The sequence below is a fragment of the Asprobacillus argus genome (assembly GCF_032248395.1).
Lineage (GTDB): Bacteria > Bacteroidota > Bacteroidia > Flavobacteriales > Flavobacteriaceae > Polaribacter > Polaribacter argus.
On sequence record NZ_JAVTTO010000005.1, the window covers coordinates 93,904 to 118,817 of the forward strand.

Genomic DNA, 24,914 nt, shown 5'->3' on the forward strand with positions numbered 1-24,914 from the left:
TCTGAATTAAATAAAGAACGAATATATACACAAAATGGTTTAGGTCTAAGAATCGCTAGATTCTTAGTACCTAAACCTAAATTTGTTTAAACTAGGAGAGCTTACTTAAGCTCAACCTCAGCTCCAGCTTCTTCTAATGAAGCTTTAAGACCTTCAGCCTCGTCTTTAGAAACACCTTCCTTGATTGGAGCTGGTGCGCTATCTACGATACCTTTAGCTTCTTTTAATCCTAATCCAGTTAATTCTTTAACTAGCTTTACTACAGCTAATTTAGAACCACCTGCTGCTTTTAAGATTACATCGAATTCAGTTTGCTCTTCAGCACCACCATCAGCACCACCTGCTGCTGGTCCTGCTACTGCTACAGCTGCTGCTGCAGGCTCAATACCGTACTCGTCTTTTAAAATATCAGCTAATTCAGTAACCTCTTTTACAGTTAAGTTTACTAATTGTTCTGCGAAATCTTTTAAATCTGCCATTTCAATTGTTTTTAAAAATTTTTTATTATTTAGTTTATTAGTGCGCTAATTTATTTTTCTGATAATGTTTTTAGAATACCAGATATTTTACCTCCTCCTGATTGTAATGCTGAAACAACATTCTTAGCAGGCGATTGTAATAATGAGATAATATCTCCAATAAGTTCTTCTTTAGATTTGATGTTTACAAGAGCATCTAATTGATCGTCTCCTACATACACTGCCTCTTCCACATAAGCTCCTTTTAATAAAGGCTTATCTGATTTTTTTCTGAACTCTTTGATTACTTTAGCAGGTGCATTACCAGCTTCAGAAATCATTAAAGAAGTATTACCTTTTAATATATCTTGTAATTCTCCAAACTCCTTATCAGAAGCTTCCATTGCTTTTGACAGCAATGTATTTTTTACAACAGCCAATTTTACGTTTGCTTTAAAACAAGCTCTACGTAAATTTGAAGTAGTCAATGCATCTAACCCAGAAATATCTGCTAGGTAGATAGTATTAGTATCTGCTAATGTGGCTGTTAAATCCTGTATTACTTGTGATTTTTCTTCTCTAGTCATAATTATACGTTTTAACTGCTATTAAACAGATTTTACCTCAACTTCAACACTTGGGCTCATAGTACTAGACATAAAAACACTTTTTATGTACGTTCCTTTCGCCGCTGTTGGTTTTAACTTGATAATCGTTTGAACTAATTCGTTTGCATTTTCTGCAATCTTATCAGCATCAAAAGATACTTTACCTATAGCTGCATGTATAATACCAGTCTTATCAACTTTAAAGTCAATTTTACCAGCTTTTACATCTTTTACAGCTTTAGCAACATCCATAGTTACTGTACCAGTTTTTGGGTTTGGCATTAAACCTCTAGGACCTAAAACTCTTCCTAAAGGACCTAATTTACCCATAACACTAGGCATCGTAATAATAACATCTACGTCTGTCCAACCTCCTTTAATTTTCTGAAGGTATTCATCTAAACCAACATAATCAGCTCCGGCAGCTTCTGCCTCAGCTTCTTTATCTGGTGTTACTAATGCAAGCACTTTTACATCTTTACCTGTACCGTGTGGTAGTGTAACAACTCCTCTTACCATTTGATTGGCTTTACGAGGATCTACACCTAAACGAATAGCTAGGTCTACAGATGCGTCAAACTTTACAGTAGTAATATCTTTGATTAGAGCAGAAGCCGCCTCAATATCGTAAGACTTAGAGCTATCTAATTTAGCGTAAGCTTCTTTTTGCTTTTTTGTTAATCTTGCCATTTTACTAGTTTTTTATAAAGTTTATGCTGGTGCATTACCTTTTACTGTTAATCCCATAGAACGTGCTGTACCTGCGATCATTCTCATTGCTGAAGAAACCTCAAATGCATTTAAATCTACCATTTTATCTTCTGCAATCGTTCTGATTTGATCCCAAGTAACTGATGCTACTTTCTTTCTGTTTGGTTCACCTGAACCTTTTTTGATTTTGGCCGCTTCCATTAATTGTACTGCTGCCGGAGGTGTTTTTACAACAAAGTCGAAAGACTTGTCTTTATAAACAGTGATAACAACTGGTAATACTTTACCTTGTTTATCCTGAGTTCTAGCATTAAACTGCTTACAGAACTCCATAATGTTAACACCAGCAGCACCTAAAGCGGGTCCAACCGGCGGCGATGGATTCGCTGCGCCTCCCCTTACTTGTAATTTAACTACTTTACTAACTTCTTTTGCCATTTTAATAAATGTTTATAGTTGATGTATTTTAAAATTGGAAGCTAAAAAACACATCGGTATATATTTGTGTAACAATTATATTTTATCTACTTGCATATAGCTAAGCTCTAATGGAGTTTTACGTCCGAAGATCTTAACCATAACTTCTAATTTTCTCTTTTCCTCGTTTACTTTTTCTATAGTTCCATCGAAACCGTTAAATGGTCCGTCTACAACTTTCACCGTTTCACCTACTGTATAAGGAATTGCTATATTTTCGTCCTGAACTGCAAGTTCATCAACTTTACCTAGCATTCTATTCACCTCAGATTTTCTCATCGGTACAGGCTCACCTCCTTTGGTTTCACCTAAAAATCCTATAACTCCAGTAATTGCCTTGATTACGTGAGGAACCTCTCCAGATAGATTTGCTTCTACCATAATGTATCCTGGAAAATAAACTTTCTCTTTGTTTATCTTCTTTCCATTTCTAATCTGAATTACTTTCTCTGTAGGCACTAATACTTTGCTCACAAAATCAGAAAGACCTAAACGAGAAATTTCCGTCTCTATATAAGACTTTACCTTATTCTCTTGTCCTCCGATAGCTCTAACTACATACCATTTCATTACTGAATCAGTCATAATTAATTAGGTTTAAACATTGCGAAAAAATTATCTAATCCTGTTTGAAAAACCAAATCAATAGCAGCAACACCTAACGCAAATAATATGGTAAATACTGCAACCGTAACAGTGGTTTTCTGAGCATTCTCTCTAGAATACCACGTCATGTGATTATTTAGCTCTTCAAAAGAATCTTTGATATATTGTATAAATCCCATTTTATTATTTTGTTTTTGCACGGGTTGAGAGACTCGAACTCCCGACACCTGGTTTTGGAGACCAGTGCTCTACCAACTGAGCTAAACCCGTCTCTATTTATTCATAAAGGCGTCCCGATAAATCGGGACACCTTGTATAGTTAAATATTATTTTTAAAACTAATTGCTTAGTCTAAAATTTCAGTTACCTGACCTGCACCAACTGTTCTACCACCTTCACGGATCGCAAAACGTAAACCTAAGTTTAATGCAATTGGTTGGATTAAATCAACTGTAATAGTTAAGTTATCACCAGGCATTACCATTTCAACTCCATCAGGCAAGTTAATGTTTCCTGTTACGTCAGTTGTACGTACGTAGAACTGTGGACGGTAGTTGTTATGGAATGGAGTGTGACGTCCACCTTCTTCTTTCTTAAGAACGTATACCTCAGCTTTAAACTTAGCATGCGGAGTAATAGAACCTGGCTTACAGATTACCATTCCTCTTTTGATATCAGTTTTTTCAATACCTCTTAATAAGATACCTGCGTTATCTCCAGCCTCACCTCTATCTAAGATTTGACGGAACATTTCAATACCAGTAATAGTTGAAGCTAATTTCTCAGCTCCCATACCGATAATATCTACAGCGTCTCCTGTATTAGCGATACCAGTTTCAATTCTACCAGTAGCTACAGTACCACGACCAGTAATAGAGAATACATCTTCGATTGGCATTAAGAAGTCCTTATCAACTTCTCTTAATGGCTCTTCAATCCAGCTATCAACAGCTTCCATTAATTCCATTACAGTATCAACCCATTTTTGCTCACCGTTTAAAGCTCCTAAAGCAGAACCAGCGATTACAGGTCCGTTATCACCATCGTACTCATAGAAAGAAAGTAAATCTCTAATTTCCATGTCTACTAACTCTAATAACTCTTCATCATCAACCATATCAACTTTGTTCATAAAAACAACGATACGAGGAATTCCTACCTGACGTCCTAAAAGGATGTGCTCACGAGTTTGTGGCATTGGTCCATCAGTAGCAGCAACAACTAAAATTGCACCGTCCATTTGAGCAGCACCAGTTACCATGTTCTTTACGTAATCCGCGTGACCAGGACAGTCAACGTGTGCGTAATGACGATTTGCTGTTTGATACTCAACGTGAGATGTATTAATTGTAATACCTCTTTCTTTTTCTTCTGGAGCATTATCGATTTGATCGAAATCTTTAGCTTCAGACAAACCTGCGTCCGCCAAAACTTTTGTGATAGCTGCAGTTAATGTAGTCTTTCCGTGATCTACGTGTCCGATTGTACCAATGTTTAAGTGTGGTTTCGAACGGTCAAAATTTGCTTTTGCCATGATTAATTAATTTTAATTCTTAGTTAAATATATTTAGTGTCTAATTATAAACTTTTTTGAGCCAATGACGGGATTTGAACCCGTGACCTCATCCCTACCAAGGATGCGCTCTACCAACTGAGCTACATCGGCTTGGAAAAAAATTTGAGCGAGAGACCGGGTTCGAACCGGCGACATTCAGCTTGGAAGGCTGACGCTCTACCAACTGAGCTACTCTCGCAATTTGTAAATTCGTGGGGAGAGCAGGATTCGAACCTGCGAAGTTAAAAACAACGGAGTTACAGTCCGTCCTCGTTGGCCGCTTGAGTATCTCCCCTTAAATTTACTATTTTAATGAACTTCCTTTTGTTCTTTTAGAGCCGATGGAGGGACTCGAACCCACGACCTGCTGATTACAAATCAGCTGCTCTAGCCAGCTGAGCTACATCGGCGTTTTTCATAAAAAAACAGCCCGTTATTTCTAACGGACTGCAAATGTATAAAGTTTTTTTTATTTCTAAAACTTTTTGTTATCTTTTTTACAAGATTTATAAGGTTAATAAATCTCTTTGTTTTTCCTTTGATTTTTTTAGCTGTCTTTTTAACGATTCCGCTCCTAAACTAATTCCTTCTTCAAAAGACTTTGTTTGTTTTTTTACAATTAATTCAGAACCTGGCACATTCATTTTTATCTCAATAATTTTATTTTCTTTATCACTGGTATTTTCTACTTTTAGAAAAACCTCTGCATCCACAATCTTGTCATGAAACTTAACAAGAGCTTCCATTTTTTTTTCGATGAACTTCAGTAAATCTGAAGACGCATTAAAGTTGATTGATTGAGTATATACTTTCATAAATTATTTTTTTTATTGCTCCTAGGATGAGCTTGATTATACACCTTTTTTATTTTATCCAAGCTATTATGGGTATAGACTTGTGTTGAGGCTAAACTTGAATGTCCTAGTAATTCTTTAACCGAGTTTAAATCCGCTCCTCCATTTAACAAGTGTGTAGCAAAAGAGTGTCTCAATATATGGGGACTCTTTTTTACTTTAGAAGAAACGTTACTAAAGTACTTATTTATTATTCTATAAACAAGTGTTTCATATATTTTGTTTCCTTTATCGGTTACAAATAGGTGCTCCTTATTATGTGTAATCTCTTTCCTTAATTTGATATACCTATGAAGTGTTTCAATTACCGGTGTAATTAAAGGAACATATCGCTCTTTATTTCTTTTCCCCAATATTTTAATTGTTCCCTCTTCAAAATTAACAGCACTGATTGTGATAGATACCAATTCTATTCTTCTAATACCCGTTGAGTAAAACAGCTCAACAATCAACTTGTCACGAAGACTTGTAAAATCTCCTTCATCAAAACCTTTTAATACATTTGTGACTTCATCAACGGAAAAAGGAACCTGTACTTTCTTTTCTACTTTTAAAGCTTTATGCTTTACTAAAGGGTTCAATTCAATTTGTTTTGTCTTTTGTAAAAACTTATAGAAGGATTTTAGCGAACTTACTTTCCTATTAATACTATTGTTAGATATTCCTTGCGCTACTAATAAAACAATCCAACTTCGAATTTGACCATAGGCTACATTTTGTATATCTTCTTGATCAAACTCTACCTCACAAAAATCTTTAAAAGAAAGAAGGTCATTTTTATACGCCAGAATGGTATGGCTAGAATACTTCCTTTCTAAGGCCAGATACTCTAAAAAAGATTGAACGATCATGGTCGAATTGCATTTATTCAAAGTTAGCGAATTCATCTAAAACAAAGATCCCATATCATTATTGATATGGGATCTTCTTTATATCTTAAGAAAAAGTCTAACCAACCTCTTCTTGTGTTCTTAATCTTTGTACATAAGATGCTTTGATCTTTTGTGCTCTCTTTGCAACCGATGGCTTCGTGAAATGCTTTCTATTACGCAAGTTCTTCATGGTCTTTGTACGATCAAATTTTCTTTTGAAACGTTTCAAAGCTCTATCGATATTCTCTCCTTCTTTTACTGGAATAATTAACATATGTTGGCACCTCCTTTCAATGTCGTCTTTTTAAATTTGGACTGCAAAGATACAAGGTTTTTTTAATTGACAACTAATAACTTAAATATTTTTTAAGTGGCAGGTTTGTATTCTTTTTTGTCGATAATCATCTTAGCGATAATTTCCTTCAAGATCTCTGAAGTACCTCCACCAATGGGCCCCAATCTACTATCTCTGGATAAACGTGCCAATGGATATTCTTCCATATAGCCATATCCTCCTAACATTTGCAAGGCGTCATAGATTACTTGATCCGCTATTTTAGTAGAAATTAACTTAGACATACTAGCTTCCTTAACAACATACCCTCCATTTCCTAACCTTTTTGCCACAGAATAATTAAACTCCTTACACACCTCTACTTCACTTGCCATTTCAGCAATCTTATGTCTTAATGCCTGAAATTGATCTATACTTTTTCCAAAAGCCTCTCTTTCTGACATATATTGTAGTGCATACTCAATCGCATATTCTGCTCTTGCATGTGCATTGATTCCCATTAACAATCGTTCCAAAGCAAAATGTTGCATGATATAAGGAAAACCTTTCCCTTCTTCTCCCATTAAATTCTTCGCTGGCACAACCACATTATCAAAAGCAATTTCTCCAGTATCGGAAGCTCTCCATCCTAACTTATCTAACTTAGTAGCAGATATCCCTGGCGTATCTCTATCGATAACAAACATACTCATCCCTTTATGTTTCTCATCTGGATTTGTTTTGGCAGCAACTATTAGGTAATCAGAATACACCCCATTAGTAATAAATGTTTTCGATCCATTAATAATATAGGTGTCACCCTTTTTAACAGCAGTCGATCTCATTCCCGCAACATCCGATCCTCCGAAAGGTTCAGTAATACACAAACAGCCAATTTTATCACCATTAATACTTGGTGTCAAATATTCACGTTTTATATCATCATCTCCTTCTTTGTTTAAATGTGTCATAGCTAAATACACATGTGCCCACATAGCTGCAGCAAAACCTCCCGAGTTTATCTTCTGAAGTTCCTCCAGGAAGATCACCATATAAAAGATATCTAGATCTAACCCACCATAAGCTTCAGGGTAGCTAATTCCGAAATACCCCATTTCTCCAAACTTGGACCAAATGAATCTTTCAATATTTCCAGTTTGTTCCCACTTTTCGATATGTGGTACTACTTCCTTATGTAAAAAATCGCGAAAACTTTCTCTGAACGCTTCATGTTCCTCGGTAAAATACATACTTGCCATCTACTATTTGTTATTTATTTATTGAGCTAGCAAATATAAGACTATTCTATTGTATTTTTCTAAAGGAAACCCCTCTATATTTTTCAATTCTGCAATATCTTGAAGTTCTGCCACTTCGTCTCTCAATTCAAATATCTTCTTACAGAGTTCATAATCGATATACGGAATTGCCAGCACCTCTTTAAAAGATGCTGTGTTGACATTTATCTTTTTAATCAAAGGTTTTTCTTTTACCTTAAAAACAGCTAAGATTTTTTGAGCCGTTTCTTGTTTTAAATTCCAAACCTCAAATAATTGATCATTGTAGGTAAATCCCTGTAACTTATTCCTATACTTTAGTATTCGTTCAGATAACGTTTCCCCTACTCCATTAATAGATTGAAAATCATCAATAGTGGCTTCGTTTATATCTGTAGACGATATCACATAATCGGAAGCATGCGGCAAAATATCTTCCTTCTTAACAAATTGATGTTTTCCTTTTTCTAGTTCAGCCTGTCTTTTTACAACCCAATCTGGAAATTTAAAGTACGGCGCTATTTCTATTAACAACGAATCCGAAATTTTAGTAACTTGTTGAAATTCCTTTTTTGAGTTAACAAACTTTCCTATTTTTCGATAAGCCAACAATCGATCAATCTCTTTAATGGACATTCCTAATTGATATCCTTTATAATCGGTTATGTAATTGGGGTTGAAAGGGTACAGTTTAAACTTCTTTTTCTCTAATCGCAACTCATTTAAACTATCAAATTGTTTTTCAAAAAGTGCTAATTCTTTGGTATTTACGTCATAGGTATCTCCAGAAAAATCGATTGTAACATAAACTACCTGAAGCACGATAATGATTAGCAATAAACAAAAGATCCCATTTCGTTGGTTTTTATTATACCAGAAATGGGATCTTAATTTTTTCATTTTTCTTTTTCTTAGCAACCAATAAATATTCTTAAACTCAGCTAAAAGGTTAAGACTTGCTCGTCCTAATTGCCGTCATAAACTTTGACAACTCTTTCTTCACTTTAGGCGCTAATATCACAAGTCCAATCATATTAGGAACCATCATTGCAAAGATCATTGCATCTGAGAAACCAATTACGGAACCTAAACTAGCCGCTGCTCCTACAACAACAAATAAACAGAAAATAAGCTTGTACGTGTATTCCATTTTTTTAGTTCTACCAAATAAGTACGCCCATCCTTGGAAACCATAGTAAGACCAAGAAATCATAGTACTAAATGCAAATAACACTACTGCCACAGTAAGCACGTATGGGAACCATGAAATTGCAGATTCAAAAGCTCCTGAAGTTAATAGGATAGCTTGAGCATCATTCAACCCTGCATTTGCAGAAGTTACATTTCCTGTAATAACTAATACTAAAGCTGTCATTGTACAAACTACTACCGTATCAATAAATGGTTCTAATAAAGCAACCATTCCTTCTGAAGCTGCATATTTTGTTTTTACTGCTGAATGCGCAATTGACGCAGAACCAACTCCTGCTTCATTTGAGAATGCCGCACGTCTAAAACCTTGCACTAAAACTCCAATAGCTCCACCAGCAACTCCTTCTGGGCTAAATGCACCATTAAAAATCTGTGCAAATGCACTACCAATCATATCGTAATTAGCAATGATCACAAATAAAGACGCTGCTACATAAATAACTACCATAAATGGTACAATCTTGTCAGTTACTTTAGCTATTTTCTTAATACCTCCAATAATCACAATACCAACTAAAACAGCCATTACCAATCCGAACAACCATCCTTTACCGTGTATAAAAGATGCTTCTCCTCCTGTAATATTTTCAACTAATTGAAATGCTTGATTTACCTGGAACATGTTACCACCTCCAAAAGAACCTCCAATTACAAAAATTGCGAACAATGCAGCTAACACCTTTCCTAATCTTCCAAGTCCTTTAGATTTCAGTCCTTTTGTAAGATAATACATAGGGCCTCCGTACACAGTTCCATCCTCAGCAATATCTCTATATTTTACACCTAAAGTACATTCTACAAATTTTGATGCCATCCCTAAAAGACCGGCAACAATCATCCAAAATGTTGCACCAGCCCCACCAATAGAAACTGCAATTGCAACTCCAGCAATATTACCTAAACCAACGGTAGCAGAAAGAGCTGCTGTTAATGCCTGAAAGTGAGAAACCTCCCCTTCATGCCCTTCTACAGCAATTGTCTCAATAGCATCTCCTCCGGGTGTAGCATCACCTGCTCCAACCATAGATTCATGATGATCAATTTCATCGTACTTACCTCTTACAATATTAATGGAGGTAAAAAAACCTCTAAAGTTTATTAATTTAAAGTAGAAAGTAAAATAGGTTGCTCCTAAGATTAAAGGGAATAGCACCCAGTAAACTTTTACTCCACCTCCAAAATCAATTTGATAAAATATAAAATTCACAAACCATCCTGTTGCATTCCCAAAAGCTTGATCAATTTTTTGATCTAACCCTTTTTCCTGTGCAAATGTTAACATTGGAACTACTAAAAATAGTAGTGATAGAAGTTTTTTCTTCATGAGAAATAGTTGTTTTTTTAATTAGTGACTCGCAATATCATAAAAAAATGCCCTTCCAACAACTATTTACATGTTAAAAGTAACATTTAGATCAAGCTGTCCTTAAATCTTTGCAGGTCTTCTTGGAAACTTTTAGGATAAAATCCAAGTTCTCTATTTGTCTTGGATAAATCGAATCCTGTTTTTGGTGGTCGCTTTGCTACTTGGTTTAAAGTTGCTGTTGAAATTGGCTTCACCAAGTCTTTATTCAAATGAAATGCCTCAGCAATTTGAAGCACCATTTCATAGATACTTAATAAAGTGTTGCTCGAAATATTATAGACACCTTGTGCTTTTTTATCCATTGCTATCTTACAAGCCATTGCTAAATCTTCAACGTAGGTAGGCATTCGATATTGATCATCCACAATAGTAATCTCCTTACCACTTTCCAACGTATCTTTTACCCATAGCACAATGTTATTTCTAGACATGTTATTTACCAAACCATATACCAAAATCGTTCTTAAAACACTATAACTGGCATTTGACTTGGCTAATACTTGCTCCGACTTTAATTTAGACCATCCATAATAACTTAGCGGATTGGGAGTATCCGTTTCTTTATAATACCCCTTCTCTCCATCAAAAATAAAATCTGTGGAAATATGAATCAAATGAGCATTCGATTTAACAGATATTTCTGCAAGATTTTTAACAACATCCACATTTAATATAGTACATGCTTCTTTCTGACCTTCACAGGCATCTACATTGGTCATAGCAGCGGTATTTACGATAAAGTCAGGTGCAAACTTAATCACTATGTTTTGGAGTTGATCATGTTTTGTAATATCAATATCTATATAGGTGAAGTCAGTCCTATCTGTACGGTTTGCTCCCCTAGATACACCGAAAACTTCATATGCTCCGTTATCTTTTAGCAATAGGTTAATGAGTGTCTGACCTAAAAGACCGTTCGCCCCAGTTACAACTACTTTTTTCATTAAAAAAACTCTCTTAATTTATTGATTTGTTCTGGTCTACCTAACACAATTAAACTTGACCCAGCAAGTAACAACGTAGAAGCTTCAGGGTTAATCACATACTCTTTTTCGGGTGTTTTGTAGCCGATAACCGTACATCCAGTTTTCTTTCTTAAATCTAGATCAAGAATTGTTTTATGCACATATTTTTCTGGTAAGTCATCTATATCTATTTCCTTTAAATTAGTAGTTGTTTCTCCCGCAATCGTCAATCGATCTACAAAATCAATAACATCCGGAGTTACTACTAAGGAAGCCATATGATCACCTCCTAATTTATCTGGCATGATCACATTTTCTGCACCAGCTATCTTTAATTTATTATAAGAACTTTCAAGAGAGGCTCTACTAATAATAGTGCACTCATTATTTAATTGACTGGCACTTAATACCACAAACAAGTTGTCGGCATCGGAAGGTAAAGCGGTAATTAAATTTTTAGCTTTTTTAATGCCAGCTCTCATAAGAATTTCGTCGGTTGTTGCATCTCCCTGGATGCATAAAAATTCCTTACCTTCTATGGTATCAATAACCTTTTCTTCCTTTTCGATGATCACAAACTGCTCATTGTAACTCTTAAGTTTCAGCATTGCTTGTTTACCATTTCTTCCAAAGCCACAAATGATGGTATGATCGTGTAAATTCTCTATCGTTTTTTGCACCTTCTTTAATTTTAGTTGTTTAAATAATTGACCGCTGACTATGTATTCTGTAAAGGCCGAAACTGTATATCCAAAAATAACAATACTAGTGGTGATTAAAAATATGGTAAACATTTTTTCTCCATCGTTCAATGGTTGGATTTCTGAAAAACCAACCGTAGATATGGTGATGACAGTCATATACAATGCGTCGACGAAAGAATAGCCTGACAACCCCATATATCCAATAACTCCGATGGTAACCAACGAAACTAATAGCATAATTGCCTTCTGTAATTTGGATCTAAACAAGTTCATTATAAATCAAAAACGGAGTTTCTTTTGGTGTAGATCAAATCTTTTAGTTTCAGCAAAAACGCAAGCGTCAAATAAAATCCAAAAGACAACCCCACTGTGATGAATGAGATATAGATAAAAAACAGGCGAACATTTATAGTTCTCATACCCAATCTATCCGCAAACCTAGAAGATACATGGAATCCATTTCTCTCAAAAAAATGTCGTACCGAATCTACAAACTTCATACCTTGTTTTATAAAACTGCAAGTTAGCATTTTATCATGATTTTGCTCCCATGATTTTAACCAAAAATAAGATTGGATTGTGTAACTTTGCGTTTTTCCAATTTTTCCAATGCTAGAAGAACAAGATTATATTGAAGTTTTTGGAGCTAGAGCTCACAATTTAAAGAACATAGATGTTAAGATTCCAAGAGAGAAATTGGTAGTTATTACTGGTTTAAGCGGTAGTGGTAAATCTTCCTTGGCATTCGATACTATTTATGCAGAAGGGCAACGTCGTTATATAGAAACTTTTTCCGCCTATGCACGACAATTTTTGGGTGGATTAGAACGACCAGATGTAGACAAAATAGATGGTCTTTCTCCTGTAATTTCTATAGAGCAAAAAACAACCAATAAAAGCCCTCGTTCTACAGTAGGTACCATTACAGAAATTTATGACTTCTTACGATTACTTTATTCTAGAGCTGGTGATGCATATTCTTACAATACAGGTGAGAAAATGGTAAGCTATTCTGATGAGCATATAAAGAACCTCATCTTAAACGATTTTAAAGATAAAAAGATCGCAGTTTTAGCTCCTCTGGTAAAATCTAGAAAAGGACATTATCGCGAGCTGTTCGAACAGATTGGAAAACAAGGCTTTGTTCGGGTAAGAGTGGATGGGGAAATTCGAGAAATCGAAAAAGGTATGCGATTGGATCGATATAAAACGCATGACATAGAGGTAGTTATTGATAGAGTTATTATTAATGATAATGCTGAAAAAAGACTTGAAGAAACTATTAAAACTGCTTTATATACTGGTAACAATATTTTAATGGTTATTGATCTGGATGCAAACGAACCTCGGTATTTTAGTAGAGAATTGATGTGTCCAACAACAGGAATCGCTTATCCAAATCCCGAACCCAATACATTTTCCTTTAATTCACCAAAAGGTGCATGCGCTAACTGTAATGGATTAGGTGTTACCAATGAAATAAATCCTTTAAAGGTAATTCCAGACAACTCCATCTCCATTAATAATGGTGGAATTGCTCCGCTAGGAGAGCAAAAAAATAGCTGGATCTTTAAACAACTTCAGCTAATTGCAGATAGATATAAGTTTAAACTAAATGATCCCGTAAAAACGATTCCTAAAGAAGCGATGGATATTATTTTAAACGGCGGGAATGAAAAGTTTACTGTCCAATCCAAAGCAGCTGGTGTAAGCAGAAATTATGAGATTGATTTTGAAGGGATCAACGCGTTCATTTCAAGTCAATATAAGAATAGTGAAAGCACTTCCATCAAAAGATGGGCAAAAGGTTTTATGGACGAAGTAGCATGCTCTGTATGTGAAGGAAAACGTCTAAAGAAAGAAAGCTTACACTTTAAGATAGTAGAGAAGAACATTTCTGAATTAGCTCAGTTTGACATTAACGAGTTGGCAGATTGGTTTCGAGAAATCGATCAAAAACTTACAGAAAAGCAGCGTACTATTGCTACTGAAATCTTGAAAGAAATCAGAACGAGGATTCAATTTTTGTTAGATGTTGGTTTGGATTATTTAACATTGGACAGAACCTCAAAGTCTCTGTCGGGTGGCGAAGCACAGCGTATCCGTTTGGCTACACAAATCGGTTCGCAATTGGTAGGCGTATTGTACATTTTGGATGAACCGAGTATTGGACTTCATCAAAGAGATAATCAAAAACTCATAGACTCACTGGTTAAATTAAGAGATATCGGAAACTCCGTATTAGTAGTTGAACATGATAAGGATATGATAGAGCATGCCGATTTTGTTTTGGACATAGGTCCTGGTGCAGGAAGACATGGTGGAGAAATTGTTAGTGAAGGTACTTTTGAAGACCTGAAAAGTCATAGTACACTAACTGCAGACTATTTAACAAACAAAAGAGAAATTGCAGTTCCAAAAAAGAGAAGAAAAGGAAATGGAAAGTCCATTAAAATCTCGGGAGCTTCCGGAAACAACTTAAAGAATGTATCAGTAACATTCCCATTGGGAAAAATGATATGTGTAACTGGAGTTTCAGGAAGTGGGAAGTCTACATTGATTAATGAAACATTATACCCCATACTAAATGCACATATTTATAGAGGTGTAAAAAAACCTATGCCTTATAAAAGTATAAAAGGGATTGAGCATATTGACAAAGTAATCGATATCGATCAGTCCCCTATAGGACGAACTCCTCGTTCTAATCCAGCAACATACACTGGAGTATTTAGTGAAATAAGAAGTTTATTTGCAAAAACTCCTGAGGCGGCTATTAGAGGATATAAACCTGGTCGTTTTTCTTTTAATGTAAAAGGAGGTAGATGTGAAACTTGTCAAGGTGGTGGTGTTCGGGTGATTGAAATGAACTTCTTACCAGACGTACATGTAGAATGTGAAACTTGTCAAGGGAAACGATTTAACAGAGAAACGCTAGAGATTAGATACAAGGGCAAATCTATTTCTGATATCCTAAACATGACTATTAACGATGCTGTTAACTTTTTCGAGAGCATTCCGAAAATTCACAGAAAGTTAAAGACTATTCAAGATGTTGGATTAGGGTATATCACCTTAGGTCAGCAATCAACTACCCTTTCTGGAGGTGAAGCGCAACGGATTAAACTGGCATCTGAGCTATCTAAAAGAGATACAGGAAATACTTTTTATATTTTAGATGAACCTACTACAGGTTTACATTTTGAAGATATTAGAGTATTAATGGAAGTCTTAAATAAATTAACCGACAAAGGAAATACCGTTCTGATTATAGAACATAATTTAGATGTGGTGAAATTAGCCGACTATATAATCGATATTGGTATGGAAGGTGGAAAAAAAGGCGGGCAAGTTTTATGTACAGGTACACCTGAGCAAGTTATTAAACATAAAACCAGTTATACCGCTAAATTTCTAAAAAAAGAACTAATTTAGCCTTTGCACTAAATTAAAAATTAACTATTAAAATTATAGCAGATTATGACGAATGACGACAGAAAAATTAGAGAAAAACTACAACAAAAGACATGGAATGAAATTAAAACAAATGACTCTTGGGCCATTTTTAAGATCATGTCAGAATTTGTTGATGGATATGAAAAATTAAGCAAAATAGGGCCTTGTGTTTCTATTTTCGGATCTGCAAGAACAAAACCAGAAGACCCGTATTATAAATTAGCAGAAGAAGTTGCATTTAAGTTAACTCAAAACGGGTATGGGGTAATCACCGGTGGTGGTCCAGGTATTATGGAAGCAGGGAACAAAGGTGCCCATAAAGGAAAAGGAACTTCAGTAGGCTTGAATATAGAATTACCTTTTGAACAACACGATAATCCATGGATAGACAGTGATAAAAATTTAGAATTTGATTACTTCTTTGTTCGTAAAGTTATGTTTGTAAAATACTCACAAGGGTTTATTGTAATGCCAGGAGGTTTTGGAACATTAGATGAACTATTTGAAGCAATTACATTAATTCAAACCAACAAAATTGGACGTTTCCCAATCGTCTTAGTAGGTAAGAGTTTTTGGAGCGGTTTGATTGACTGGATCAAAAACACCTTACTTGCGGAAGGTAACATTAGCGAAAAAGATCTTAAACTATTTAGAATTGTAGATACTGCTGATGAGGCTATAGAACACTTGAACAAATTCTATACTAAATATAGCTTGAAGCCGAACTTCTAATATATGTTTTTCTTGAGGAGATTACATAAAATAGGAGCTGTTGCTTTTTTATTCATATTTGTTCTTCATACACATGGACAGACACGAATAAAAACCATGTTCTATAATTTATTGAATTATTCCAATTCAGTGGTTAGTCAGAATAAAACGGTACATCTAAAAACAGTTTTGGATGATATTCAACCAGATCTGTTTATGGTATGTGAACTCATAAATGTTCAAGGTTCGGATTACCTTTATAATAATGCAGTTCTAGCGTCAAATCCAGATTTTGCCAAAGCAACATTTGAGATAAGTCAGTCAGCCGCATCAGGGCTGCAGCAGATGGTGTATTATAATTCTAAAAAATTGATCCTGGAGTCTAGCAATATCATCACTACAAATGTTAGAGATATTAATCAATACACCTTCAAAATAAATACGGTAGATGCAGATACTAATCCGATTAAAATAGAAGTATTTGTAACACATTTAAAGGCTTCGACCGGAAATACTAATAGACAACTTCGATTGAGTTCAGTCGATGAATTCGTAGGTGAACTTTTTAGCATGCCTACAGATAGTTATGTGTTATTCGCTGGTGATTTTAATCTATATACTAGTAATGAAGAAGCTTATGTTCGGCTAACTGATAATTCGAATCCTATTGTAATGATAGATCCTATCGATAGGCCGGCACAGCCCTTTCCAAATGACGGTACAGATTATTTCGATCCAGACCATTACAATATTAATTATTTCTGGAGGAGTAATGCCTTTGCCGATATACATACACAATCTACAAGAACTAGTAATACTGGACTCATAGATGATAGCGGTGCAACGGGAGGTTTAGACGATCGATTTGATTTCATTATGATGTCTGAGAATTTTAATACGAGTTCAAATCTATTTTATGTTAACAACAGTTATAAGGCTTATGGAAATAATGGTAATTGCTACAACTCATATATAAGCAATACTAACTGTAATGGTACCTACAGTCAAGCTATTCGAAATGCATTAATCGAATTTAGTGACCACCTACCAGTTATTATGGAAATCGAGACCCCTAGCAATACCTTAAGCCTTGCTAGTGTCGAAAATCCTATCTCTTTTATTGGCTCGAATGTTGTAGATGATTTTCTGGAAATTAACGTCGAACCATCTTTTAGCGTCCATAGAGTAAGTATCTATAACCAAATGGGACAACTATTACAGCGAGAGAGCCTACAAGATTTGAGCATTATTCGCTTAGATGTTAGTCATTTATCGAAAGGTGTATATTATATTAGGGCTGGAAACCAGTTAAAACCCATTAAATTCTTAAAGATCTAATTGAAGTCAATTTTTAAAATATCTTGCTTTTTACTTTTTTCCTTGGCTATGAAGGCTCAGGAGAACAAGATAAAAATGAAAGCTTCATTAGATGACAAGAATGCCATTTTAACCATTCAGCAAGACATTGTTTTCTATAACAAATCTGATCAAGCACTTAATGAAGTATATCTTCACAATTGGTCTAACAGCTATAAAAACAACAAAACAAAACTGTCGCAACGTTTTATAGAAGATTACAAGAAAACCCTGTACTTTGCAAAAGCAGAAGACCGAGGGTTTTCGGATATTTTAAACCTTTCTGTTAATTATGAAACTGCGGATTTCAAAGAATTAGATGATCAGATCGACATTATAAAGATCAATCTAAAAAAAGTGCTTCTTCCAAAAGATTCTGTTACGATAACAGCTTCATATACTGTCAAACTTCCGAACGCTAAGTTTACCGGATATGGAAAAAATGTAGAAGGATATCATTTACGCTTTTGGTATTTAACTCCTGCCGTTTTTCAGAATGGGTGGAATATTATGAGCAATCTAAACATTGACGATCTATATTCTGACATATCTGACTTTCAAATTGAAATAAGTATTCCCAATATCTATACTTTGGAAAGCAACCTTTATCAATATGACGAAATCAAAAAAGGAGAAAGAAAAGAGTATTTTCTAATTGGAAAGAAGAAGAAAGACATTATTTTAAGCATTGATAAAGCGGCAAAATTCAGTTCTTTCAAAACCGACCGTGTCCATGTGAAAACTGATATTACAAATACTAGTATTGCACAACCACTAGGAACATCCATTTTGAATAGAGAGCTTCTATTTATCGAAAAATATCTCGGAAAATATCCTCATAAAGAGTTGTTTATTGACAGAATCACACAAAGCAAAAATCCTATCTACGGCCTAAACCAATTACCTAACTTTTTACGCCCTTTTTCTGATGTTTTTAAATGGGACATGACCATGTTTAAAGCAATTACAAAAAAATATATAGAGAACACATTATTGCTTAATAACAGAACCGACTATTGGTTAGTAAATGGAATACAGTATTACTTAATGATGGAGTATGCAGAGAAATACTACCCAGAAGTGAACTTATTAGGAAATCTTTCTAAAGTATGGGGAGTACGAAGTTTCAATTTTGCCAAATTAAAATTCAACGATAAATATCCTTTTATCTATCAGTTCAGTTCGCGAAAATTTCTAGATCAGTCCTTAACCACACAAGCAGATTCTCTTTCAAATTTCAACAGAAAGATTGTTAATAAATATAAGGCTGGACTTGGATTGCGGTATCTCGAAGACTACCTAAACAAAGATATTATTCGAAATTCTATTCAAGAATTTTACCTGAAAAATAATCTTAAAATAACAAATAGCAAGTCGTTTGCAGATATTGTTAGGAGTAAAACTGAAAAGGATGTAAACTGGTTTTTCGGAGATTATATTACCACGAATAAAAAAATTGATTATACTATTAAAAAAACGATTATCGTAGGAGATTCTATTGATGTGACCATTAAAAATAAAAGAAATATTACCGCTCCGATTGCATTATACGGAATCAAAGACAAAAAAGTTGTTTTCAAAAAATGGCTTACCAATATTGATAGCACGAAAACAATTCGTATTGCAAAAGGGAACTTTGATCGATTATCATTGAATTTCGAAAATACGTATCCTGAACATAATACCATAGATAATTCTAAAAGTTTAAAAGGTGGGCTTTTTAATAAGCCTTTGAAACTTACATTTATTAAAGATGTTAATGATTCCTATTATAATCAATTGTTTTATCAACCAGATGTAAAGTATAATTTCTATGATGGAGTTTTACTAGGAATGAAGTTACATAATAAGCCAGTTTTAACTCGAAACTTGCAGTTCAGTTTTACACCATCTTACGGAACAAAGAGTAATTCACTAACAGGTACTTTTTACACAAGATATTACCAATACTTTGAAAAGACAAGCATCTACAGGATGACCTATTCCATAAGCGGAAGTAATTTACATTATGCTCCTGATTTGGCTTATAATTCATTTAACCAAAGCGTCAGTGTTGAGTTCAAAAGAAAAACACTAAGAGACGCTGGAGTGCGGGTATTATCAGCACGACTTTTTAATGTTGACAAAGAAGTAGCTCCCGGAGTTGTTAAAACCGACCAAGATAAGTATAGTATTTTTCGATTAAGTTACTTCTATAATAATCCAAACATTATTAGTGGTTTTAAATACAACCTTAGTACAGAAATAGGTAGTAAGTTCTCTAAAGCCATCGCAGAATTTCGTTTCAGAAGTTTAACTGATAGAAATACGCAACTCGATTTTCGACTATATGCAGGAGCTTTTCTTACCAATAACTCTGATGGCGATTATTTTAGTTTTGGTTTGGATAGGGCTAATGATTATTTGTTCCAATTGAATTATATAGGGAGATCTGAGAATTCAGGTATTTTTAGTCAGCAATTTATATTGGCAGAAGGTGGATTTAAATCCGTACTACCTACTCGCTTTGCTAATCAATTTATGCTTTCTTTTAATTCAAATATTGGATTATGGCGTTGGCTCGAAATATATAATGATGTTGCTTTTTTGAAAAATCGAGGCGATCAAGTGTACTTTGCTTATGAAAGTGGGATTAGACTTAATTTTGTACACAATATCTTCGAATTATATTTCCCATTATACTCAAATAATGGCTGGGAAGTAGGACAACATGCCTATCCTAAGAAGATTAGATTTGTGCTAACTGCAAACCCAAGAGCAATTTTTAACTTTTTTAGACGAGGTTTTTTATAGAATTCGTACTCTTTTGTCATTTTTCATCATTTTTATTGAATTATCCTCAGTAAAAAACTAAATTTTTAAATTTCATCTAAAAAAACTACCTTTGCCAAACACAAAATTCCTATTGATTATGTCGAACGCTACTACTACAAATACTACCGAACTTTCCTTTAATGACTTTAAGAATGAAGTTTTAAGAGATTATAAGATTGCACGTATTAGTAGAGAGTGTAGTTTATTAGGACGTAGAGAGGTTTTGACAGGTAAAGCAAAATTTGGAATTTTCGGGGACGGAAAAGAAGTTCCTCAGCTTGCGCTGGCAAAAGCATTTCAAAATGGTGACTTCAGATCTGGTTATTATAGAGATCAAACTTTTATGATGGCCATCGGGCAATTAGATGCTCAGCAGTTTTTTGCCGGACTATATGCACATACAGATGTTCAGATAGAACCTATGTCTGCAGGACGTCAAATGGGAGGTCATTTTGCTACGCACAGTTTGAATGAAGATGGTAGCTGGAAAAATTTAACTGATCAAAAAAATTCAAGTGCAGATATCTCTCCTACTGCTGGTCAAATGCCACGTTTATTAGGATTGGCACAGGCATCTAAGATCTTTAGAAATGTAAAAGGATTAGAGAATCATGCTAATTTCTCAGTAAATGGTAATGAAGTTGCTTGGGGTACTATAGGAAATGCAAGTACCAGTGAAGGATTATTCTTTGAAACCATCAACGCTGCCGGTGTATTACAAGTACCCATGGTAATGAGCGTTTGGGATGATGAATACGGTATTTCCGTACATGCTAAATATCAAACTACTAAGGAAAGTATCTCAGAAATCTTAAAAGGTTTTCAAAAAGAAAATGATACAAACGGATATGAGATCTTTGTAGTTAATGGGTGGGATTACGTACAACTGGTAGATGTGTACAACAAAGCTTCTAAAGTTGCCAGGGAGCAACACGTTCCAGTACTGATTCATGTAAAGGAGTTAACGCAACCACAAGGTCATTCCACTTCAGGATCTCACGAACGATATAAAAATGCAGATAGATTACAATGGGAACAAGAACACGATTGTATTGTAAAAATGCGTAAATGGATACTAGAATTTGAATTGGAAGATGGTGATGGAGGAAGCTTTAAATTTGTAGAATCTGAAGAAGAATTGATTGCTTTAGAAAAAGAAGCAAAGAAAGAAGTAAGTGTAGCCAAAAGAAATGCATGGAACGCATTCTCTAATGAGATTAAATCTGAAGTGGTTACCATTTCTGAACTATTAGAAAATATAGCTACCCAAAGTAGTAATGGAACATTTATTTCCAAGTTAAAGAACGATTTGAATGCCATTGCAGAACCTATTCGTAAAGACGTATTGGTGGCGGCTAGAAAAACGTTGCGATATATAAAAGATGAGAACTTTGCTGAGAAAATAGCATTACAAAACTTTATCGCATCTTATTTAAAAAGTGCAGAACATAAATACTCTTCTCACCTTTTAAGTGAAACGGAAGAAGGAGCTTTAAATGTTGTAGAAGTAGCTCCATCTTATGATAATACACCCGAATCAGTAGATGCGCGTGTAATCATGAGAGATAATTTTGATGCGCTTTTGAATAAATACCCTGAGGTTTTAGTTTTTGGTGAAGACGCAGGTCATATTGGAGATGTCAATCAAGGACTAGAAGGCTTACAAGAGAAATACGGAGATCTTAGAGTGTCTGACACTGGTATTAGAGAAGCAAGTATTTTAGGCCAAGGTATTGGAATGGCTATGCGGGGTCTAAGACCGATTGCAGAGATTCAATATTTAGACTATTTATTATATGCTTTGCAGATCATTAGTGATGATCTAGCCACTTTACGATACAGAACATTTGGCAAGCAAAAAGCGCCATTGATCATAAGAACGCGTGGACACCGTTTAGAAGGGATCTGGCATTCAGGTTCTCCTATGGGTGGAATCATTAATAATGTAAGAGGAATTCATGTATTGGTTCCTAGAAACATGACTAAAGCAGCAGGATTTTATAATACCTTATTACAATCAGATGATCCAGCTTTAATAGTGGAATGTTTAAATGGATATCGTTTAAAAGAAGATCTACCAACAAATCTTGGCGAATTTACGACACCTATTGGTGTAGTTGAAACCATTAAGGAAGGAAAAGATATCACGATAGTTTCTTATGGATCTACCTTACGATTAGTAGAAGAAGCTGCTAAAGACTTGGCACAAGTTGGCATCGACATCGAGATTGTAGACGCACAAAGTTTATTGCCTTTTGACATCAATCATGATACGGTAAAATCAGTAGCTAAAACAAATAGGCTATTGGTAGTCGACGAGGATGTTCCTGGAGGAGCTTCAGCCTACTTATTACAAGAGATTGTAGAAAAACAAAACGGATATCAGTACTTAGATAGCAAACCATCAACATTAAGTGCCAAAGCGCATAGACCTGCTTATGGTACAGATGGGGATTATTTCTCTAAGCCATCAACAGAAGATATCTTTGAGAAGGTGTACGAAATGATGCACGAAGCCGACCCTAATACATTTAAAAGCTTGTATTAAATATTAATAGCCCGCAAAAGAACTAATTTTCACAGCAAAGTTTCCAAACTACAGCTATTTCTAGCATTATAAAGCGTTCTTTTTTGGGCTATTTTTCTAATTATTTATATAATTCTTGAATTCATTTAAATTTTTGAGTTTGATATAATCAAGCTAGCCTTTTCATCAGCTATACCTATTTCAACCACACTTCCTGCATTAAAATTCAGAAAATCTGACTCAATTCCGTCGCTAAAAATTACACCTCTTGTTGGCATATTTGACTCTATTTTTAACGTCCTATTCTTAGTAATCAAACCATAACCTAAACTTCTTTCAGATGTTTTACTCGCAAATGGTTCTCTCACAACAAATACAAGTAAATCATCATCCCAATTCAACCTTTTATTGTATTCAGTTTTTTTGTTACTATATTGACCATTAATGTTATTGACCATATTAAAAACTGAGCTTAGCCATCCGGTAGACCCTGCGCCCGTCGATATAAGTACTCCACTAGAAGATTGTCTTTCCCTTTTCCCATTAAACTCAATATTGTATCTTGAAGACACATGAGAATCTGCACCTATATAAAAATCATTGAATGCCAACAATATTTGACCATCATTTAAAGCGGCTTTAGCCATAGTAATTTGACTAGTCTTATACTTCCCATTCAATACATTCTTTATTACCACACTTAAGTCTTCTGGGTTGTATTTTAATAATACACCATCATATCGTTCCGAATCAGGATTTACACCAATGATTGGCAAACCATTTATATACTTTGCTGTATTTGCAACTAACCCATCTTGTCCAATCACAAAAATTAAATCTTTCTCTGTAAAAATATAAGTTGGCAAAAATGAGCGATCGATGGTTTTATATTTCAAGCTTTTTGCAATAGAGTATTGAACCTTAGATAATGAATTATAAAATGTATCATTTTCAACTTCATAATATTCAAAATTCCCTCCTGACTTTTCAATATAAAACTTAGCTTGAGCTTTTGAATTAAACCTTTCGATTAATTGCTCAAGCCTAGTTTTATCTCTTATTATAATCGCTCTTTCAAATTTCATTCTCTATGATTTACTTTTAACTATAGAATCCAGTAATTCAGGAGAAATATTTAGATTGCCAATCTTATTTGCATTTTCAGCCAACTCTCTAAATGCTAAAGCGATATTGTTGCTTGGGTCGTTACCATTACTACTAATAGCCATTAGAGTTTTCCAATCTAACTCTTTATAAGGTTTTAAATTTGCATTTAGAACATATTCATTAACATCAGCTTCTTTCTTTTTATTGGTAACTTTAATATCAATAAGTTTTTTTCGTTTTTCTTCAAGTGAAATATTTGAAGCCATTTCCATTTCTTTAAGTTCCTGACCATTATTTTGCTTCACAACATCTGTCTCCATCTTTTTTTCAACAATCTGCTTTTGTTTTTCTTCTACCGCAATTTCAGTGTTCAATTCACTCTCTTTAATAATTCTTTCTTGTTCAACAGCAAAATTTCTACGTTCATAAATAGCTTGATCTGCTTCTTTTTGCAATGATTCTCTAGTTTGAGCTTCTAGTGCACGAGCCAATTCTGGATTTGGAGTTACTCCTAATACGTTTACACTTAAAATTTCTAACCCAAGCATTTCAACTGTTTTAGATTTTTGAATACTCGCAAAAATCTCTGCCTCAATTTCCTCTAATTGCCTTAATGCTTCTTTAAGTTTTAAGCGTTCCATTATCGAAGAACTAGCAGTTTGAGCTTCATTGATAATTCTTTGTTGAATTTTCTCATAATCGTTCTTCAAGTAATGTTTTTTCTTATTTACCGTAAAGTCTAGAGTTTCAGCCAGCTGTTTTGGATTCTGAATTTTATATGTTACTTGTCCTTGTAATGTAACTTCCTGATAATCCTTTGTTATTTCATTAAAAACAAATTGAAAATCATTACTTTGAACTGGTATTGAAACGATTGAAGAATTCGGAGAAAAATAAAAAAAAGATAAACCTCTACCTTCTTTTTTAACCCTTCCGTTTTTATAATGAATTACATAATTCATTGAATCGAACTTTATATAATTTACTCCTAGCATGACATTTAA

Annotated in this window: 23 protein-coding genes and 5 tRNA genes; 5 read left to right on the top strand and 23 right to left on the bottom strand. The window is 34.5% G+C overall.

All coding sequences use genetic code 11. The features are described 5' to 3' along the window. Nucleotides 1-101 precede the first annotated feature (101 nt). From rplL to RQM59_RS13135, 21 genes are all read right to left on the bottom strand, one after another. Nucleotides 102-479: a 50S ribosomal protein L7/L12 gene (rplL, locus tag RQM59_RS13035; protein ID WP_349242563.1), complete on the bottom strand. Its 378-nt coding sequence runs from the start codon at nucleotides 477-479 to the stop codon at nucleotides 102-104. Nucleotides 480-529: 50 nt separating this feature from the next. Further along, complete coding sequence (gene rplJ, locus RQM59_RS13040; RefSeq protein ID WP_349242564.1) at nucleotides 530-1,045, bottom strand: 50S ribosomal protein L10; 516 nt, start codon at nucleotides 1,043-1,045, stop codon at nucleotides 530-532. Between the two features lie 21 nt (nucleotides 1,046-1,066). After that, a complete protein-coding gene (gene rplA / locus RQM59_RS13045) occupies nucleotides 1,067-1,756 on the bottom strand; it encodes a 50S ribosomal protein L1 (RefSeq protein WP_349242565.1) in 690 nt (229 codons plus the stop codon). Between the two features lie 21 nt (nucleotides 1,757-1,777). After that, nucleotides 1,778-2,215 carry a 50S ribosomal protein L11 gene (gene rplK, locus RQM59_RS13050; RefSeq protein ID WP_349242566.1) on the bottom strand — a complete coding sequence of 146 codons (438 nt, stop codon included), beginning with the start codon at nucleotides 2,213-2,215 and terminating at the stop codon, nucleotides 1,778-1,780. Nucleotides 2,216-2,290: 75 nt separating this feature from the next. Beyond that, nucleotides 2,291-2,839, bottom strand: coding sequence for a transcription termination/antitermination protein NusG (gene nusG, locus RQM59_RS13055; protein WP_349242567.1), 549 nt, complete (start codon nucleotides 2,837-2,839; stop codon nucleotides 2,291-2,293). 2 nt (nucleotides 2,840-2,841) lie between these two features. After that, nucleotides 2,842-3,039 (bottom strand): preprotein translocase subunit SecE, encoded by a 198-nt coding sequence (gene secE / locus RQM59_RS13060; protein WP_349242568.1) that lies wholly within the window; start codon nucleotides 3,037-3,039, stop codon nucleotides 2,842-2,844. Between the two features lie 18 nt (nucleotides 3,040-3,057). After that, nucleotides 3,058-3,130, bottom strand: a tRNA-Trp gene (locus RQM59_RS13065). Nucleotides 3,131-3,206: 76 nt separating this feature from the next. Then, entirely contained in the window at nucleotides 3,207-4,394 is a 1,188-nt protein-coding gene (gene tuf / locus RQM59_RS13070; RefSeq protein WP_349242569.1) for an elongation factor Tu, read from the bottom strand. Between the two features lie 59 nt (nucleotides 4,395-4,453). After that, nucleotides 4,454-4,526 (bottom strand) — tRNA-Thr (locus RQM59_RS13075). A 15-nt stretch (nucleotides 4,527-4,541) separates the two neighbouring features. Continuing rightward, nucleotides 4,542-4,614: transfer RNA gene (locus RQM59_RS13080), tRNA-Gly, on the bottom strand. A 14-nt stretch (nucleotides 4,615-4,628) separates the two neighbouring features. Further along, nucleotides 4,629-4,710, bottom strand: a tRNA-Tyr gene (locus RQM59_RS13085). A 41-nt stretch (nucleotides 4,711-4,751) separates the two neighbouring features. After that, nucleotides 4,752-4,825 (bottom strand) — tRNA-Thr (locus RQM59_RS13090). 96 nt (nucleotides 4,826-4,921) lie between these two features. After that, nucleotides 4,922-5,230, bottom strand: a complete 309-nt coding sequence (gene hpf / locus RQM59_RS13095) for a ribosome hibernation-promoting factor, HPF/YfiA family (protein WP_349242570.1) — start codon at nucleotides 5,228-5,230, stop codon at nucleotides 4,922-4,924. After that, on the bottom strand, nucleotides 5,227-6,120 hold the full coding sequence (locus RQM59_RS13100; RefSeq protein ID WP_349242571.1) for a tyrosine-type recombinase/integrase: 894 nt from the start codon (nucleotides 6,118-6,120) through the stop codon (nucleotides 5,227-5,229). The genes hpf and RQM59_RS13100 overlap by 4 nt, the downstream gene beginning before the upstream one ends. A gap of 97 nt (nucleotides 6,121-6,217) precedes the next feature. Continuing rightward, nucleotides 6,218-6,415: a 30S ribosomal protein S21 gene (gene rpsU, locus RQM59_RS13105; RefSeq protein WP_349242572.1), complete on the bottom strand. Its 198-nt coding sequence runs from the start codon at nucleotides 6,413-6,415 to the stop codon at nucleotides 6,218-6,220. Nucleotides 6,416-6,507: 92 nt separating this feature from the next. Next, nucleotides 6,508-7,674 carry an acyl-CoA dehydrogenase family protein gene (locus tag RQM59_RS13110; protein ID WP_349242573.1) on the bottom strand — a complete coding sequence of 389 codons (1,167 nt, stop codon included), beginning with the start codon at nucleotides 7,672-7,674 and terminating at the stop codon, nucleotides 6,508-6,510. 18 nt (nucleotides 7,675-7,692) lie between these two features. After that, entirely contained in the window at nucleotides 7,693-8,592 is a 900-nt protein-coding gene (locus tag RQM59_RS13115; protein ID WP_349242574.1) for a ComEA family DNA-binding protein, read from the bottom strand. A 49-nt stretch (nucleotides 8,593-8,641) separates the two neighbouring features. Next, nucleotides 8,642-10,228: an alanine/glycine:cation symporter family protein gene (locus tag RQM59_RS13120; RefSeq protein WP_349242575.1), complete on the bottom strand. Its 1,587-nt coding sequence runs from the start codon at nucleotides 10,226-10,228 to the stop codon at nucleotides 8,642-8,644. An 86-nt stretch (nucleotides 10,229-10,314) separates the two neighbouring features. Further along, complete coding sequence (locus RQM59_RS13125) at nucleotides 10,315-11,214, bottom strand: SDR family oxidoreductase (RefSeq protein WP_349242576.1); 900 nt, start codon at nucleotides 11,212-11,214, stop codon at nucleotides 10,315-10,317. Further along, nucleotides 11,214-12,212 (bottom strand): potassium channel family protein, encoded by a 999-nt coding sequence (locus RQM59_RS13130; RefSeq protein WP_349242577.1) that lies wholly within the window; start codon nucleotides 12,210-12,212, stop codon nucleotides 11,214-11,216. Before RQM59_RS13130 ends, RQM59_RS13125 begins: the two co-directional genes overlap by 1 nt. Then, a complete protein-coding gene (locus RQM59_RS13135) occupies nucleotides 12,212-12,439 on the bottom strand; it encodes a PspC domain-containing protein (RefSeq protein ID WP_349242578.1) in 228 nt (75 codons plus the stop codon). Before RQM59_RS13135 ends, RQM59_RS13130 begins: the two co-directional genes overlap by 1 nt. A gap of 109 nt (nucleotides 12,440-12,548) precedes the next feature. Between RQM59_RS13135 and uvrA the strand changes: the two genes are divergently transcribed. The 5 genes from uvrA (at nucleotide 12,549) to RQM59_RS13160 (ending at nucleotide 22,824) form a co-directional block, all read left to right on the top strand. Beyond that, complete coding sequence (gene uvrA, locus RQM59_RS13140; protein ID WP_349242579.1) at nucleotides 12,549-15,374, top strand: excinuclease ABC subunit UvrA; 2,826 nt, start codon at nucleotides 12,549-12,551, stop codon at nucleotides 15,372-15,374. A gap of 45 nt (nucleotides 15,375-15,419) precedes the next feature. Continuing rightward, nucleotides 15,420-16,127, top strand: a complete 708-nt coding sequence (locus tag RQM59_RS13145) for an LOG family protein (RefSeq protein ID WP_349242580.1) — start codon at nucleotides 15,420-15,422, stop codon at nucleotides 16,125-16,127. A 12-nt stretch (nucleotides 16,128-16,139) separates the two neighbouring features. Then, on the top strand, nucleotides 16,140-17,444 hold the full coding sequence (locus tag RQM59_RS13150; RefSeq protein ID WP_349242581.1) for a T9SS type A sorting domain-containing protein: 1,305 nt from the start codon (nucleotides 16,140-16,142) through the stop codon (nucleotides 17,442-17,444). A gap of 75 nt (nucleotides 17,445-17,519) precedes the next feature. Further along, entirely contained in the window at nucleotides 17,520-20,255 is a 2,736-nt protein-coding gene (locus RQM59_RS13155; RefSeq protein ID WP_349242582.1) for a gluzincin family metallopeptidase, read from the top strand. A 118-nt stretch (nucleotides 20,256-20,373) separates the two neighbouring features. Continuing rightward, nucleotides 20,374-22,824 carry an alpha-ketoacid dehydrogenase subunit alpha/beta gene (locus tag RQM59_RS13160; protein ID WP_349242723.1) on the top strand — a complete coding sequence of 817 codons (2,451 nt, stop codon included), beginning with the start codon at nucleotides 20,374-20,376 and terminating at the stop codon, nucleotides 22,822-22,824. Between the two features lie 125 nt (nucleotides 22,825-22,949). Here RQM59_RS13160 and RQM59_RS13165 read toward each other — a convergent pair whose 3' ends face one another. Together RQM59_RS13165 and RQM59_RS13170 are read right to left on the bottom strand one after the other, a co-directional pair. Further along, nucleotides 22,950-23,888, bottom strand: coding sequence for an NAD(+)/NADH kinase (locus RQM59_RS13165; RefSeq protein ID WP_349242583.1), 939 nt, complete (start codon nucleotides 23,886-23,888; stop codon nucleotides 22,950-22,952). Nucleotides 23,889-23,891: 3 nt separating this feature from the next. After that, nucleotides 23,892-24,872 (bottom strand): SPFH domain-containing protein, encoded by a 981-nt coding sequence (locus RQM59_RS13170; protein WP_349242584.1) that lies wholly within the window; start codon nucleotides 24,870-24,872, stop codon nucleotides 23,892-23,894. Between the last annotated feature and the right edge of the window lie 42 nt (nucleotides 24,873-24,914).